Origin of the sequence: Leisingera sp. ANG-M7 (assembly GCF_000813965.1) — a bacterium.
Taxonomy (GTDB): Bacteria; Pseudomonadota; Alphaproteobacteria; order Rhodobacterales; family Rhodobacteraceae; genus Leisingera.
Map to the genome: position 1 here is coordinate 93738 of NZ_JWLI01000017.1, position 13907 is coordinate 107644.

The 13907-nt window shown below is 62.6% G+C and carries 12 protein-coding genes; 7 read left to right on the top strand and 5 right to left on the bottom strand.

The window, feature by feature from the left end; all coding sequences use genetic code 11:
* Window positions 1-102 precede the first annotated feature (102 nt).
* Genes RA26_RS18450 through RA26_RS18460 form a run of 3 tightly spaced genes read right to left on the bottom strand, consistent with a single transcriptional unit; the run spans window position 103 to window position 2245 of the window.
* Window positions 103-783, bottom strand: coding sequence for a hypothetical protein (locus RA26_RS18450; protein WP_039186240.1), 681 nt, complete (start codon window positions 781-783; stop codon window positions 103-105).
* Between the two features lie 13 nt (window positions 784-796).
* Complete coding sequence (locus tag RA26_RS18455; RefSeq protein WP_039186241.1) at window positions 797-1453, bottom strand: DNA-3-methyladenine glycosylase I; 657 nt, start codon at window positions 1451-1453, stop codon at window positions 797-799.
* Between the two features lie 27 nt (window positions 1454-1480).
* Window positions 1481-2245: a hypothetical protein gene (locus RA26_RS18460; protein ID WP_039186243.1), complete on the bottom strand. Its 765-nt coding sequence runs from the start codon at window positions 2243-2245 to the stop codon at window positions 1481-1483.
* Between the two features lie 579 nt (window positions 2246-2824).
* Between RA26_RS18460 and RA26_RS18465 the strand changes: the two genes are divergently transcribed.
* Window positions 2825-3445 carry a DUF2726 domain-containing protein gene (locus RA26_RS18465; protein WP_082015877.1) on the top strand — a complete coding sequence of 207 codons (621 nt, stop codon included), beginning with the start codon at window positions 2825-2827 and terminating at the stop codon, window positions 3443-3445.
* 1080 nt (window positions 3446-4525) lie between these two features.
* Here RA26_RS18465 and parE read toward each other — a convergent pair.
* On the bottom strand, window positions 4526-6484 hold the full coding sequence (gene parE, locus RA26_RS18470; RefSeq protein WP_039186245.1) for a DNA topoisomerase IV subunit B: 1959 nt from the start codon (window positions 6482-6484) through the stop codon (window positions 4526-4528).
* 300 nt (window positions 6485-6784) lie between these two features.
* Between parE and RA26_RS18475 the strand changes: the two genes are divergently transcribed.
* From RA26_RS18475 to RA26_RS18495, 5 genes are all read left to right on the top strand, one after another.
* Window positions 6785-8200, top strand: coding sequence for a pyridoxal phosphate-dependent decarboxylase family protein (locus tag RA26_RS18475; RefSeq protein WP_039186247.1), 1416 nt, complete (start codon window positions 6785-6787; stop codon window positions 8198-8200).
* 92 nt (window positions 8201-8292) lie between these two features.
* Window positions 8293-8901, top strand: a complete 609-nt coding sequence (locus RA26_RS18480; protein WP_039186249.1) for a carboxymuconolactone decarboxylase family protein — start codon at window positions 8293-8295, stop codon at window positions 8899-8901.
* A 229-nt stretch (window positions 8902-9130) separates the two neighbouring features.
* On the top strand, window positions 9131-10027 hold the full coding sequence (ppk2, locus tag RA26_RS18485; protein ID WP_241482690.1) for a polyphosphate kinase 2: 897 nt from the start codon (window positions 9131-9133) through the stop codon (window positions 10025-10027).
* A 62-nt stretch (window positions 10028-10089) separates the two neighbouring features.
* Window positions 10090-10725, top strand: a complete 636-nt coding sequence (locus RA26_RS18490; protein ID WP_039186252.1) for a DUF1007 family protein — start codon at window positions 10090-10092, stop codon at window positions 10723-10725.
* Between the two features lies 1 nt (window position 10726).
* Window positions 10727-11671 carry a nickel/cobalt transporter gene (locus RA26_RS18495; protein WP_039186254.1) on the top strand — a complete coding sequence of 315 codons (945 nt, stop codon included), beginning with the start codon at window positions 10727-10729 and terminating at the stop codon, window positions 11669-11671.
* A gap of 3 nt (window positions 11672-11674) precedes the next feature.
* On the opposite strand, the gene RA26_RS18500 is transcribed toward RA26_RS18495, so the two are convergent.
* Window positions 11675-12325, bottom strand: coding sequence for a TIGR02453 family protein (locus RA26_RS18500; RefSeq protein WP_039186256.1), 651 nt, complete (start codon window positions 12323-12325; stop codon window positions 11675-11677).
* A gap of 112 nt (window positions 12326-12437) precedes the next feature.
* On the opposite strand from RA26_RS18500, the gene RA26_RS18505 reads away from it, so the two are divergent.
* Complete coding sequence (locus RA26_RS18505) at window positions 12438-13817, top strand: MATE family efflux transporter (protein WP_052272491.1); 1380 nt, start codon at window positions 12438-12440, stop codon at window positions 13815-13817.
* Window positions 13818-13907: the final 90 nt, after the last annotated feature.

Below are 13907 nucleotides of genomic sequence, written 5' to 3' on the forward strand. Positions count from 1 at the left end.
AAGACAAGCCCTACGTTGCGGCGCAACGCCGGAATCCGGCGCGAATTCCGGCCATGAAAAATCGATTTTTCATGGCCGTTTTCATTGCATGAAAACGGTTGATCAATCGCAGATGCCGTTCAGTTCCGCGTCCTTCCAGGGCAGATAGACCGCGCTCTCGCGGCTATGCGGCAGCGGGCTGACGGGCATAGCAGCGGAGAGCATCCGGTGAAGACGCCGGGTGCGGGCGGCCTGCGGCGCGAGGGCGCGGCAGCAGACGTATTCCTCGACGATGGCGCCCTGCTGCTCAAACCCGTAGGTGAGGAAACTGGGGTCGCCTTCCAGGTCGAACAGATAGGGATCTCGGTCCTGGCCGTGTTCCGCCGCAGCGCGCAAGGGGGAATAGCCGGTCTGGCGGCGGTTCTGCCATTGCCAGACATGGGTGGCCTCATGCGCCAGCAGCATCGCCTCCACCAGATGCAGCCGGTCCGGGTGTTCCGGCAGGTAATTGTCCAGATACCAGTCGCGGGTGAAGAAGATGCGGTTGAACAGCGCGACGGCGGCGGGTTTGGCGGTGACGATCTCTTCCTTCACGGGCGGCAGGATGCGCTCGCGGCAGGTGACGCGCGGGCGCGGCATGCGGCGGAAGGTGACCGGCCCCAAGGGCGCGCCCTCGACAAGGCGGACCTTATCTGTGTTGAGGCTGGTACCGTGCAAGGTGGCCAGATAGGCGCGTTCGGTCTCTGTCAGCGGGCGTCCGCAGGCAGAAAGGATCAGCAGGGCGAGGAGCAGGCAGCGGATCATATGCGGCTGTGCCTCAGCAGCTCATCGCCAGCACGCGGCTGATTTCGGTGAGGGTGCGGCCGGATTGATCCATCCATGTGTTGAAGGCGGATTGCACGGACTTCAGAGCGGTCTTGGAGGTGGCGGGTTTGTCGATCACACCTTCGGCGATGAGGCGGGCGGTGACGTCCTGGGACAGGATAAAACTGTCGCGCCCGGCAAAGCGCATGGCGTATTGGCCGGTGTTGTCGCCCAGCCTGCTTCCGCGTTTCTTGAGTATGTCCAGCAGCCCGATGTAATCGGATGAGGGCCAGCCGCCCAGCACCTGACCTGCGCCGCCCTGATCGCGCAGCTCCATCAGGAAGGCGGCGTTTTGCCGGACCGTGGCGAGTTTGGCGCCGTTCCGGACCACGCGGGTGTCGCTGAGGATGCGGTCGAACTCGTCCTCGCTCATGAAGGCGCAGGGGCCGGGGTCGAAGCCGTGAAAGACCTCCTCGAACCCGTCCCATTTCGCCTCGATCACTTTCCAGTTGAAGCCCGCCTGGAAGATGCATTTGGTCATGGTGGCGAGCCAGCGGTCCTCCGGCAGGTCCGTCACCTTCGGGTCGGGTTTGGAGAGTTTTTCCTCCAGCGCAGCGGGGCCGCCGTGGCGGTCTGCGGAAATGGCATAGATCTCGTCAAAGCTGCGCATGGGCGGGTCCTGCTGGGTCGCTTCAGGTTAGCGGCGCGCGCGCAGCTCGACAATGGATTTGCCGAGGCGGAAGGGGGCGGCGAAACTGACGAGGCACAGCGCGATAATCTGCAAGACCAGGATATGGGCGTTCGATTGCAGGTATTCCCATTCCTCCTTGAGCTTGGACACATGGGCGATGAGGTCGTCATAGGCGCGGGCGATGATCAGGAAATCGCCGGCGATGGCGGGGACCTTGCGGCGCATGGTGTCGACGGCGGCCTGTGTCGGGGTGTCAAGCGCGGTGAAAACCAGGAAGGCTTCCGGGTCAAAGGCGCTGGCCTGGGCTTCCATGTCCTTCATCTCGTCCATCTCAGCGCGGCCGCCGCCGAATAGGAAACTGAGGCCCTGCAGCGGCGCGACCTCATCTGTCACCGCGATGAACAGCGGCAATTCGGCGTTGCCCGCGGTGGAGGCGGAGAGGAATTCGACCTTTTCGCACAGGACCGCGATGTCGGCGTCATAGGCCGGGTCGCAGAAGCGCAGGCGGAAGCGGGCGGCGTCGCGGTCAAAGGCCGCCGTTGCGGCATAGGCGATGTCGATCTGGCGTTCGAGCCGGGAGCTATCCGCGGCGTAGATGCCGGAGATCACCGCCACCAGCGCGCCGAAGCCGCCGAGCAGCACCCAGACAAGATCCGCCAGTTTCCAGGCCCGGTGGCCCGGCGGCTTGCGGAACAGGAAGGCGGTGGCGATGAGGCCCGCGAAGAAGAACAAGAGGAGCAGGGGCAGCTGGTTGTCCGCGATGAAGGCCATGGCTGTCCCCGTTCTGTGATTGGCTGGCCTAACCATAAGAAGGGAAAGCGGTTTCAGGCAACAGCCCTCACGAAGCTGTCACCGGATGCGCGGGTTTGGCCGGGCGGGAGGGGGTCCCTGTCCGGTGGCCGTCAGTCTGGCCGTCTGCTTGTCTGGGGCCGTTGGGCCGTTTTGTTTGTGTGGCCGTTTCGTGCTGGCCGGATAAGAGGTGGCGGCGCCGCCAAGAGGCCTGGAGGGGCCGGAGGCGGAGGGCCGGGCAGGGGGTCGCAAGCCCCCATGTCCGCTCGAAAGCTTCCGTTGTGCGGAGAACCCCTGCACCCGGTGAAGAGGTGGTCTTGGGGGCTCCCGTATCTCCTGTTGATGCGGCGTGTCAGTCCGCACCGGTGTCGCGACGGATTGGAGTATGGCAGAGCGGGGTTAAGGGCGCGCAACCGGGGCGTGCGGTGGATTGGGAGTTGGCGCAACGGGGGGTGGCAGAGTACGTATTCAAAGCTCAAACTTAGGGGAGCGCGAGGGTCTGGCAGGGTAAATCAGCTTATGGTAGTGCGGAGCCCATAGGCAACAGGAAGCGTGTGCAATATGGAATTTGTACTATTAGCCGCAGTCGGGGTGGCGGTTTGGTTTGTGATAAGGTCAAACAGAAAAAGCTACTCCTACAGAAAACATCCGCGGCCACTGGAGAGGCCGGAACCCGTTGAAAGGCAGGCGGACAGGCCAAGCCGCAAAAATAACTGGGGATTGACGGATCCCAAGAACCAAGCGGCGGCTGTGGCGAAAGTCAACTTTGAGAAGACCAAGCTTATGAATGCGTCTGAGTTTCGCGTGTTTGCGGCTTTGGAAAAAATAATCGCTGATCTGGACGAGGGCTATCGCGTCATGGCGCAAACCAGCTTGGGTGAGGTGATAAAACCGAAGTCCAGTTCCGGGGACTGGAAGGAGCGCAAGAATGCGTTTGCTTCAATCAACTCCAAGAGATTGGATTTTGCGGTGATTGATAAATTCGGTTTTGTGGCACTGGCAGTCGAATATCAAGGCAGCGGACACCATCAGGAAACAGCGTTTATTCGGGACGCGGTAAAAAAGGAAGCGTTGCGCCGCGCTGGCATCCGGCTTCTCGAGGTGGAGAAGGGAACAACGCCAAAGGAGCTGAAGCAGTCGGTTCTTACGTCACTCGGCAAAAACGGGACCGATGCAGCCTGAGTTCACTCTGCCTTGGGACGTGGCGCGCAGCGGCACGGCCCGCGCCTGACCTTCCCCCCGGGAAGGCGCATTCGCGCCCTCCCAAGGTCAGGCGCGGGCCTTGTGTTGTGGAAGAGATCAACAAATGACCGTACGAAAAGACACTATGAACAGTTAGGAAGTCTTGGGTGTTCGTCTAAATGCAGCGTTTCCGAACACTCGAACATCTTCAGCGATTGCATCTAGCATCGGCTTGCTCTTCCCCGAAAAGTCTGCCTCACTTACGGCCTTGTTAATAACTGCCTGCTGCCGATCAGAGATTGTCTCAGTCGCAGACTTGGCGAGTTCGGCGCGATCAATCATGAACTCGTGTAAGGTCGGAGGGAAAATTGCTCGTTTATTAGTGATCTTACTGGAGGTAGGAAAAACCTCCCCGCCGTACCAAGGTTGACCATTGTTTCGAATAAGACAAAAAGACAACCAAGGACCGATTTTGAAGTAACTTCCAAAGATGCTTCCACCTTCAGAGTGAATTAGGTCCATTTCGGTGTGTCGCCTAATATACCTGTGCCAATTTGAGGGCATATCTTGAAGATTGTTCGGAACGCCAAGGCCGAAAGGTATGAGGTACAATTTCTGAGGCGATACCGAGTAACGTTGGCCGCTCAAATACCCTCGAATTTCTGCGATTGAATGAAGAAGGGCTTTTCTCTCATGTCGCGTCAGCTCATCCAGCTTGTCACTGTTTCTAACGTAGTATGTTTGAATTCTATGGTGAACGCTGGCTACGAATTGGTAGGTTGACCGTTTAAAATTTTTTGGAAGCTCGCCGTCTCCGATTGAGGGTATGAAAATGTCCCTCGAGAACTCGTTCTCAAATACACTGGTCTCTCTTTCGCATGTCTTGCAAAGTAGCGGGGCCTTTAGACCATCTTGCACCCGCTTATTTGGGCTTCCAGCATTTCGGAGGAATTTTGTTCCGCCAGTTTCAACCATCCACTTGAAAACGAACTTTGGAATGACATGACTGTTCTTTATGGGCGGCCTCTGCCTGCAAAGAATACATCTTTGATAGCCTAGATTCCTCAAAAGGTATGCCTCTCAAACATCCAGCTCCTCCACGAACTTCGCATTCTCCTGAATATACTGGAAGCGGAGCTCGGGTTTCTTGCCCATCAGGCGCTCGACCAGGTCGCCGGTCTCGCCGGGCTCGTCCTCGTCGATGGTGACGCGGATCAGCTTGCGGGTCGCCGGGTCCATCGTGGTTTCCTTCAGGTCCTTGGCGTCCATTTCGCCAAGACCCTTGAAGCGGCTCACATCGATCTTGCCCTTGCCGCCCAGGCCCTTTTCCAGCCATGTGTCGCGCTCTGCCTCGTCCAGGCAGTAGACGCGCTTGGCGCCCTGGGTCAGGCGGAACAGCGGCGGGCAGGCGAGGTAGAGGTGGCCGCCGTCAATCAGCGGGCGCATCTGGGTGAAGAAGAAGGTCATCAGGAGCGAGGCGATATGGGCGCCGTCGACGTCCGCATCGGTCATGATGATGATCTTGTCATAGCGCAGATCGTCGAGGTTGAACTTGGTGCCAAGGCCGACGCCAAGCGCCTCGCAGAGGTCGTTGATCTCGGCGTTTGAACCCAGCTTGTTGGAGGCGGCGCCCAGCACGTTCAGGATTTTACCTTTGAGCGGCAGAAGCGCCTGATTGGTGCGGTTGCGCGCGCCCTTGCCGGAGCCGCCCGCGGAGTCGCCCTCGACAATGAACAGCTCGGTGCCTGCGCGGTCCTTGGAGGTGCAGTCGGTGAGCTTGCCGGGCAGGCGCAGTTTCTTGGTGGCGGATTTGCGCTGGGTCTCTTTTTCCTGCTTGCGGCGGAGGCGTTCCTCGGCGCGCAGGATCAGGAAGTCGAGGATGGCGCCGGCGGATTTGGTGTCGGCGGCCAGCCAGTTGTCGAAATGGTCGCGGACCGAGTTTTCCACCATCTTGGAGGCGGCCTCAGTCGACAGGCGGTCCTTGGTCTGGCCGACGAACGCGGGGTCGGCGATGAAGCAGGAGACCAGCGCGCAGCCGCCCGCCATCAGGTCGTCGCGGGTGATCTGGGCGGCCTTCTTGTTGCTGACCAGCTCGCCATAGGCCTTGATGCCCTTGAGGATCGCGGCCCAGAAGCCGGTCACGTGGGTGCCGCCCTCGGGCGTCGGGACGGTGTTACAGTAGGACTGGGTGAAGCCGTCGCGCGAGGGCGTCCAGTTGATCGCCCATTCGACATAGCCCGGCGCGCCGAATTTCTCGCGGAACTCGACCTTGCCGGCGAAGGGCTGGTCTGCGTAGACGGAGGATTTGCCGAGCACCTCTGTCAGGTAATCCTTGAGGCCGCCGGGGAAGTGGAAGGTGGCCTCGGTGGGCGTCTCGCCGTCGTCGATTTCGGACTTCCAGCGGATTTCGACGCCGGAGAACAGGTAGGCCTTGGAGCGCACCAGGGTGAAGAGGCGCTTGGGCTTGAAACGGTGGTGGCCGAAGATTTCCTCATCGGCGTGGAAGGTCACGAAGGTGCCGCGCTTGTTGGGGGCGGCGCCGATTTTCTCAACCGGGCCGAGGGGCAGGCCGCGGGAGAAGCGCTGCTCGAACAGCTCCTTGTTCTTGGCCACTTGCACGACCATGGAATCCGACAGTGCGTTCACCACCGAGGAGCCGACGCCGTGCAACCCGCCCGAGGTCTGGTAGGCTTTGCCGGAGAACTTGCCGCCTGCGTGCAAGGTACACAGGATTACTTCCAGCGCGGATTTGTCCGGGAACTTGGGGTGCGGGTCGATCGGAATGCCGCGGCCGTTGTCGGAGATGGTGACGGCGTAGTCGGAATGCAGCGTCACCTCGATCCGGTTGGCGTGGCCTGCGACGGCCTCGTCCATCGAGTTGTCGAGGATTTCCGCCACCATGTGGTGCAGCGCGCGTTCATCGGTGCCGCCGATATACATGCCGGGGCGCTGGCGGACCGGTTCGAGGCCTTCCAGAACCTCGATAGAGGACGCGTCATAGGTTTCCGATGCAGGCGTGCTGAGGAGGTCGTCGGCCATGTGCGGGAGCTGCTCTTCCTTGGTGTTGATTGGTGAGCATTATGGCAGGTGTTGGGGCCGGGTGGAAGAGGGACGCAAGGGGCTGTGGATAAGGCGGCCAGTGCTTTGCATTGTTTTGGGAATTGAACGGAGTTGCCGAGCTGCGCCGCGGGTCTGTTTCCAGTTGGCAGTTCGTGCGGAGCAAGTTTTCAATCCTTCGAAGGTAAGTTCCGGTAATCAGGCTGCGGCGATATTCTCCGTGCGGGTGCAGCATTTGCAGGCTAAACCTTCGCCAGCGGCAGGCAGGAGGAGGGCGCGCGGGTGGCTGAGAAAGGGATCAAGACGCAGGATTGGGCGGCGTTCCGGGCGGAGGCGCAGCGGATGCTGGATGCGGCGCTGGATCAGATGCAGCAGGCGGCGGAGCGCCCGTGGCAGCCGGTGCCGGAGGATATTGAGGCGCGCTATGCGGTGACGGCTGAGGCGCGCGGGCCGCAGGAGACCGTGGACCGGATCATCGAGGACGTGCTGCCCTATCATGGCGGCAATATCCATCCTCGGTTCTGGGGCTGGGTTCAGGGCTCGGGGCTGGCCTCGGACCTGATCAGCTCTCTGGCCGCGGCGGCGGTCAATGCCAATATGGGCGGCCGCGATCACGGGGCGAACTACATGGAGCGCGCAGTGGTGGACTGGACGCGTGCCAGGATGGGGATGCCGGAGAGCGCCAGCGGCATTCTGGTGACCGGCACCTCGCAGGCGACGGTGATTGCCTTTCAGGCAGCGCGGCTGCGGGTCATGAAGGATCTTCGCAGGACCGGGCAGGGCGCGGTGCGGCTTACGGCCTATGCGGGTGAGGGCGTGCACAATGCGACGCTGAAGGCAGTGGAGCTGCTGGGCATCGGTTCTGATAACCTGCGCAAGGTGCCCCTGACCGATGGCAAGCTGGACTGCGGCGCGCTGGCGGCGATGGTGGCCGAGGACAAGGCTGCCGGAACCGTTCCCTTTCTGGTTGTGGGCAATGCGGGCACGGTGGATCTGGGGCTGTTCGATGATCTGAATGCCTTGGCGGATGCTGCGGCGGCGCTGGGGCTGTGGCTGCATGTGGACGGGGCCTTTGGCGCCTGGACGCGGATTGCGGATGAACCCTACCGGTCGCTGTCTGATGGCATTGGGCGGGCCGACAGTATTGCGCTTGATTTCCACAAGTGGATGTATGTCGGATATGACTGCGGCATGGCGCTGCTGAGGAACGAGGACGAGCACCGGGCGGCCTTTGCGGCGCGGCCTGCGTATCTGGAAGGGGCCGAGCGCGGGCTGGCGGGTGGCGAGCCTTGGTTCTGCGACTACGGCATCGACCTTAGCCGAGGCAACCGGGCGCTGAAGGTCTGGACGGCGCTGGAAACCTATGGCGAGGCGGCGTTCTCTGAGGCGATCAACGGCAACTGTGAGCTGGCTGGTTTCATGGCGGCAGAGGTTGAGGCGCAGCCTCTAATGGCGCTGGGGGCACCGGTGGTGTCGAACGTCTGCGTGTTCACCGCGCGCAGCGATCTGGCCCCGGAGGCGCAGTCAGCGCTGAATGCGGATATCGCCCAGACCCTCCAGGAGAGCGGCGAGGCGGTGTTCTCAACCACCCGTGCAGGCGGCAGGGTAATGTTGCGCGCCGCTATCACCAACCACCGCAGCCGCGAGGCGGATGTGCGGGCGGCGATTGCAGCGGTGGCGCGGGAGGCGGCGAAGTAAAGCGATGAGCCCGGCGCGCCGTGACGTTGGGTTCGGTCTTTCCGTCGCGTCAGATCCCGTTACTCTCCGTGCCAATAATCAGGGAGAGAGACATGGCCTGGATCAGGACCGTTCCGTTTGAAGAGGCAACCGGCAAGCTGAAGAAGCTGTATGAGCGGGTGACCGGGCCGGGCGGCAACGTTGACAACATCATGATGGTGCATTCCCTTCGGCCGCATTCGATGGAAGGCCATATGGCGCTGTACAAGAATGTGCTGCACCACACCGGCAATAAGGTCCCGAAATGGTTTCTGGAGGTGCTGGGGGTCTGGGTGTCGTCGCTGAACGATTGCGCCTATTGCGTAGAGCATCACTTTGCCGGGCTGCAGCGGCTTTTGGGCGACACGGATCGCGGTCTGGCGATACGGGCGGCGATCGAGGCGCGCGATCCGGGTGCCGCGCCGCTGGAGCCGGCGCAGGTGCTGGCGATGGGCTATGCGCGGATGCTGACCGAGGAGCCTGCCAGTGTGAGCGAGGCAGACATTGAGGCCCTGCGCGAGGCGGGGTTCGAGGATGGCGAGATCCTGGAGATCAACCAGGTGACGGCCTATTTCTCCTATGCGAACCGGACAGTGCTGGGGCTGGGGTGCTCCACCAAAGGCGACGTGCTGGGGCTGAGCCCGAACAATTCGGAGAACCCGGAGGACTGGGGGCATAAATAGGGGCGCTGCCCCTCGGCCCGTTTGGGTCTCCCCCTGGAGTGTTTGAGACCAGAAAGAAACAGGCGGCCCGTTTCGGCCGTCTTTTTTTTTTGTTGTGCAGACGGCTAATCTTTTGATGCAGGTCAGGGCGGGGGAGCGGTGGCAGTATTAGGGTTGCGGCGCAGATTGAAAGAAGGAGTTTTTGATGGACGCCGCAGTGAAAAAGAGTGCCGGTAAAACCGCAAGCCCAATGCCGGTTCAGCCCCCCGCCAGCGCCTCGGCCGAGGCCCGGGGACCCAGTGCCGAGGACATCCGCCGGGCGTTTGAGAGCGGCAAGTACCCGTACCCCAAGAAGATGCAGCGCAAGGCCTATGAGGCGGAAAAGGCGCGGCTGCAAGCAGAGCTGCTGAAAGTGCAATTGTGGGCGCAGGAGACCGGCGAGAAGTTTGTTTTGCTGTTCGAGGGCCGCGATGCGGCAGGCAAGGGCGGCACCATCAAGCGGTTCACAGAGCATTTGAACCCGCGTTCTGCCCGGGTGGTCGCCTTGAACAAGCCCTCGGACGAGGAGCGCGGCCAGTGGTATTTCCAGCGTTACGTGCGGCATCTACCGACCAGCGGCGAGATCGTGTTTTATGACCGGTCCTGGTACAACCGCGCGGGCGTCGAGCGGGTAATGAGTTTCTGCGAGCCGAACGAATACCTGGAATTCATGCGCCAGGCGCCGGAGTTTGAGCGGATGCTGGCGCGGTCGGGTATCCGGCTGTACAAATACTGGTTCTCGGTCACCCAGGCCGAACAGAAGCGGCGGTTCGACTCGCGAGAGACCGACCCGCTGAAGCAGTGGAAGCTGTCGCCGATCGATAAGGCGTCCTTGGGCAAGTGGGATGATTATACCGAGGCCAAGGAGGCGATGTTCTTTTATACGGACACCGCGGACGCGCCCTGGACGGTGATCAAGTCGAACTGCAAGAAGCGTGCGCGGCTGAACTGCATGCGGCACTTCCTGGCCTCGCTGGACTATCCGGGCAAGGACCCGGAGATCGCGCGGGCACCGGATCCGCTGATTGTCGGCCAGGCGCATCATGTGATCCACCAGTCCGATCACATCCTGGGCAAGGCGCTGCATCCTGAAACACGGACGCGCTGATCCCCGCTTGCGGTGCGGCCCTGCGCTTGCGGGGCCGCCGAACTGGGCTTAAGTCTTTGGGCATGAAACATCTTGCTCCACTTCTGGCACTTGCGCTGCTGGCCCCTGCGGGTGCCGGGGCGCATCCGCATATCTTTGTCGACACCGGAATGAAGCTGGTGGTCTCAGACGGCGGGCAATTGCAGGCGGTGGAGATCACCTGGGCTTATGATGAGTTCTATTCGCTGCTGATCTTTGAGGACCGGGGGCTGGACAGTGATTTCGACGGAAGCCTGACGGCAGAGGAACTGGCGCAGCTGCAAGGCTTCGATCTGGCCTGGAGCGAGGGCTTTCAGGGCGACACCTATCTGACCCTTGGCGGCGAGGCGCTGGGCCTGGGCGCGCCGGAGCATCTGTCGACCGAGGTGAAGGACGGGCGGATCACCACAAGGCACCGGCGGGTTCTGACACAGCCGCAGGCGGCGGACGGCGTGGTGATCAAGGCTTATGACCCGACCTATTACACGGCCTACACGGTGAACCAGGGGCTGGAGGTCAGCGGCGGCTGCCAGGGCAGTATCACCCCGCCCAATCTGGATCAGGCCTATACCCTGGTGGAGGAGCTGCTCTATGCGATGCCCGCGGATCAGGCTGAGGAGGCCTACCCGGAAGTGGGCGAGGCTTTTGCCGATACCGTCCGCTTGAGCTGCGGTGCGTAAGGTGAAGATTTTCTTAACAATTGCAGCGCTGGGCGTAGCGGCGTTGGCAGTTTGGCTCTGGGGCTTTGGCGGCGCCGGGGCGGTGTCCGTTTGGGCCGCCGAGGGTCAGCGCGAGGCGCAGAATGCGATGGCGCGGGGGCTGCGGGCGTTGCGCGCCGGGGAGCCTGGTGCGCTGATAGCGCTGCTCAGCTTGTGCTTCGCCTACGGCTTCTTTCACGCTGCCGGGCCGGGCCATGGCAAGCTGGTAATCGGCGGCTATGGCATGGGCAAACCGGTGCCGCTCATGCGGCTGGCGGGGCTGGCACTGGCGTCTTCGCTGGCGCAGGCGGGTACAGCCGTTCTGCTGGTGGCGGGCGGGCTGCTGCTGCTGGACTGGGGTCGCGAGCAGCTGACCAGTGCGGCGGAGAATGTTCTGGCGCCCTTGTCATACGGGCTGATCGCGCTGGTCGGGCTTTGGCTGCTGGTGCGGGGGCTGCGGAGGCTGATGGCGAGCCGTACTGTTCAGGCGGCAAGCCACCCTGAACCCCTTCACCAAGGGCACCACGGTCACGATCATCATCACCACCATCATGATGACGGGGTCTGCGCTTCCTGCGGCCACAAGCACGGGCCGACGGTTGAGGAAGCGGCCAACGTGCATTCGCTGCGCGATGCACTGGCGATCATCGGCGCGGTGGCGCTGCGGCCCTGCACCGGCGCGGTGTTCCTGCTGCTCTTGACCTGGCGGATGGGGGTGCTGTGGGCCGGGATTGCCGGTGCCTTTGCCATGGGGCTGGGCACCGCCACGGTGACGGTCGCGGTGGCGGTTGCAGCCGTCACAATGCGCAAAGGCGCGCTGGCGCAGATGGAAGGCACTGGTGCCTTGCGCGCAGCGGCGGTGCTGGAGATCCTTGCCGGAGCCGTGGTGGCGGTGCTGGCCAGCCAGATCATGCTGCGGGCCTTGTAGGCCTCAATCAGCCAGAGCACTGTCCAGCAGGGCAAACATCGGTTCCTGCGTCAGGTAAGCGGACATCAGCGCGCCCATCGGGGCGGCTTGCTCGCGCGCGCTCATCTCATGCCAGACCGTCAGCGATTTGCGCTGCAGCAGCGCGCCGTGGGGGTGGGCCTTGCCATAGGGGGCGGGGACGCGTTTCAGCTCCGGGTCTTTGGCGGCAAAGCCTTTGAGGGCGAGAATATCCACCAGGGCTGCGGTCTCATCGCCGAAAGCGCCGTCGATGGCCTGCCGCCAGCGCGGCAGCTGCGCCTTGCTGAAGCCCATGAGGCCGCCGCCTGCCGTACAGTAATCCGGCGCGATGCCGAAGAACAGCGCGCAGCCTGCGCCGTTCAGGGTCCACATCATGTGCAGGTGAGTGTTGTACGGCGTCTTGTCCTTGGAAAACCGCACGTCGCGCTGCGGGCGAAACAGCTTGGCAGTGACTTGCGCGCCGCTGCGGCGGCTGATCGCCTGCGCCACCTCGTCCATCAGCAGGAGCGTGGGGGATTTCAGCTGCGTCTCATACCGGTCCTTATGCGCGGTGAACCAGTCCCGGCTGTTGTTCTTCGCAAGCTCCCCGAGAAAGGTGCGGGCGTCGGGGATCAGCTGGGCAAAGGCGTCGGTCATTCAAAAGGGCTCCTGCGAAGGGTTGCCTGTGCAGAATACCACCATGGGCCTGTGCGCAGGCAAGGAAACTCTTCTCTTGCCGGGGCGTGCGGGGGCGCCTAAGGCTGGCGGGATGAGCACGTTAGCGACCAAACACACCGAGATGCCCCTGCGCGGCCACGTGCGGGCGATTGCCGTTCTAGGCTTGCCGCTGATCGGCGGCCATGTGGCGCAGTTTGCCATCGGCCTCACCGATACCGTCATGCTAGGCTGGTACGGGGTGGCGGAATTGGCGGCGGTGACGCTGGGCTCGTCCTATTTCTTCTCGATTTTCCTGTTGGGCTCCGGCTTTGCCTTTGCGGTGATGCCGATGGTGGCGGCCGCGGCCGGCGCGGGAGAGGAGCGGCAGATCCGCCGCTCGACCCGCATGGGGCTGTGGCTGTCGCTGGCCTATGGCGTTGCGGCGATGCCGCTCTTGTGGTGGTCGGAGCCGATCCTGCTGGCGCTGGGGCAGGAGGCAAAGGTGGCGCATGATGCGGCGGAATACCTGCGGATTGCCGGCTGGTCGCTGTTTCCGGCGCTATTGTACATGGTTGCGAAATCCTATCTGGCGGCGCTGGAGCGCACCCAGATCGTGCTGTGGCTGTCGGTTTTTGCCGCGGTGATCAACGCGCTGGTGAACTATGCGCTGATCTTCGGCAACTGGGGCGCGCCGGAGCTGGGGATCACAGGGGCGGCGATCGCCTCACTGGTGACCAACGGCGTGTCCTTTGTGCTGGTGCTGGCCTATGCGCTGAAGGTGCTGCCGCAGCATGAACTGTTGAAGAATTTCCACCGGCCGGACTGGGAGATGCTGGGCAAGGTTTTCCGCATGGGCACGCCGATCGGGCTGACGACCCTGGCGGAGGCCAGCCTGTTTGCGGCGTCCGCCATGTTGATGGGCTGGCTGGGCACGGTGCCGCTGGCCGCGCATGGCATTGCGATCTCTTTGGGCGGGCTGACTTTCATGGTGCATTTGGGGCTGTCCAATGCCGCCACCATCCGGGCAGGCAATGCCTTTGGCCGCGGCGACCGGGAGCACCTGGCGCGCGGCGGCAAGGCGGTGACGGTGATGTCGCTGGCGGTGTCGGCGGTGGCGATAGTCCTGTTCCTGACCATTCCGGGCCCGCTGATGTCGCTGTTCCTGGACGCGGAAGATCCGCAGAAGGATGCGATTCTGCTGATTGGCGGCGGTCTGCTGGCGGCGGCGGCGCTGTTTCAGCTGATGGACGGGATGCAGGCAGTGGCGCTGGGATTGCTGCGCGGAGTGCAGGACACCGGTGTGCCGATGGTGATTGCGGCGCTCAGCTATTGGGCGGTGGGCATTCCGGCCTCTTATGTCTTTGGCTTCCTTCTGGATTGGGAAGGCCTGGGGGTATGGATGGGGCTGGTTGCCGGCCTGACCTGCGCCGGGCTGTTCCTGATGCTGCGGTTCTGGCGCCGCTCAATCCAGAAGGTGGGCACCGCCGCCTGAGCCGGGCTTCACAGCTGATTTACCCCGTTCCCTGACGGGCTTGACCGGCCTGAACCCTGCGGGCAGGCTTTCGTGAGAGCATTGTATTCA

Bases quoted from the DNA above. Each gene is read 5' to 3' on its own strand.
- RA26_RS18455 (WP_039186241.1), bottom strand. From the start codon at position 1,453: ATGCGCAGCTTTGACGAGATCTATGCCATTTCCGCAGACCGCCACGGC.
- RA26_RS18465 (WP_082015877.1), top strand. From the start codon at position 2,825: ATGGAATTTGTACTATTAGCCGCAGTCGGGGTGGCGGTTTGGTTTGTG.
- RA26_RS18490 (WP_039186252.1), top strand. From the start codon at position 10,090: ATGAAACATCTTGCTCCACTTCTGGCACTTGCGCTGCTGGCCCCTGCG.
- RA26_RS18505 (WP_052272491.1), top strand. From the start codon at position 12,438: ATGAGCACGTTAGCGACCAAACACACCGAGATGCCCCTGCGCGGCCAC.
- RA26_RS18480 (WP_039186249.1), top strand. From the start codon at position 8,293: ATGGCCTGGATCAGGACCGTTCCGTTTGAAGAGGCAACCGGCAAGCTG.
- parE (WP_039186245.1), bottom strand. From the start codon at position 6,484: ATGGCCGACGACCTCCTCAGCACGCCTGCATCGGAAACCTATGACGCG.
- ppk2 (WP_241482690.1), top strand. From the start codon at position 9,131: ATGCCGGTTCAGCCCCCCGCCAGCGCCTCGGCCGAGGCCCGGGGACCC.
- RA26_RS18500 (WP_039186256.1), bottom strand. From the start codon at position 12,325: ATGACCGACGCCTTTGCCCAGCTGATCCCCGACGCCCGCACCTTTCTC.
- RA26_RS18450 (WP_039186240.1), bottom strand. From the start codon at position 783: ATGATCCGCTGCCTGCTCCTCGCCCTGCTGATCCTTTCTGCCTGCGGA.
- RA26_RS18460 (WP_039186243.1), bottom strand. From the start codon at position 2,245: ATGGCCTTCATCGCGGACAACCAGCTGCCCCTGCTCCTCTTGTTCTTC.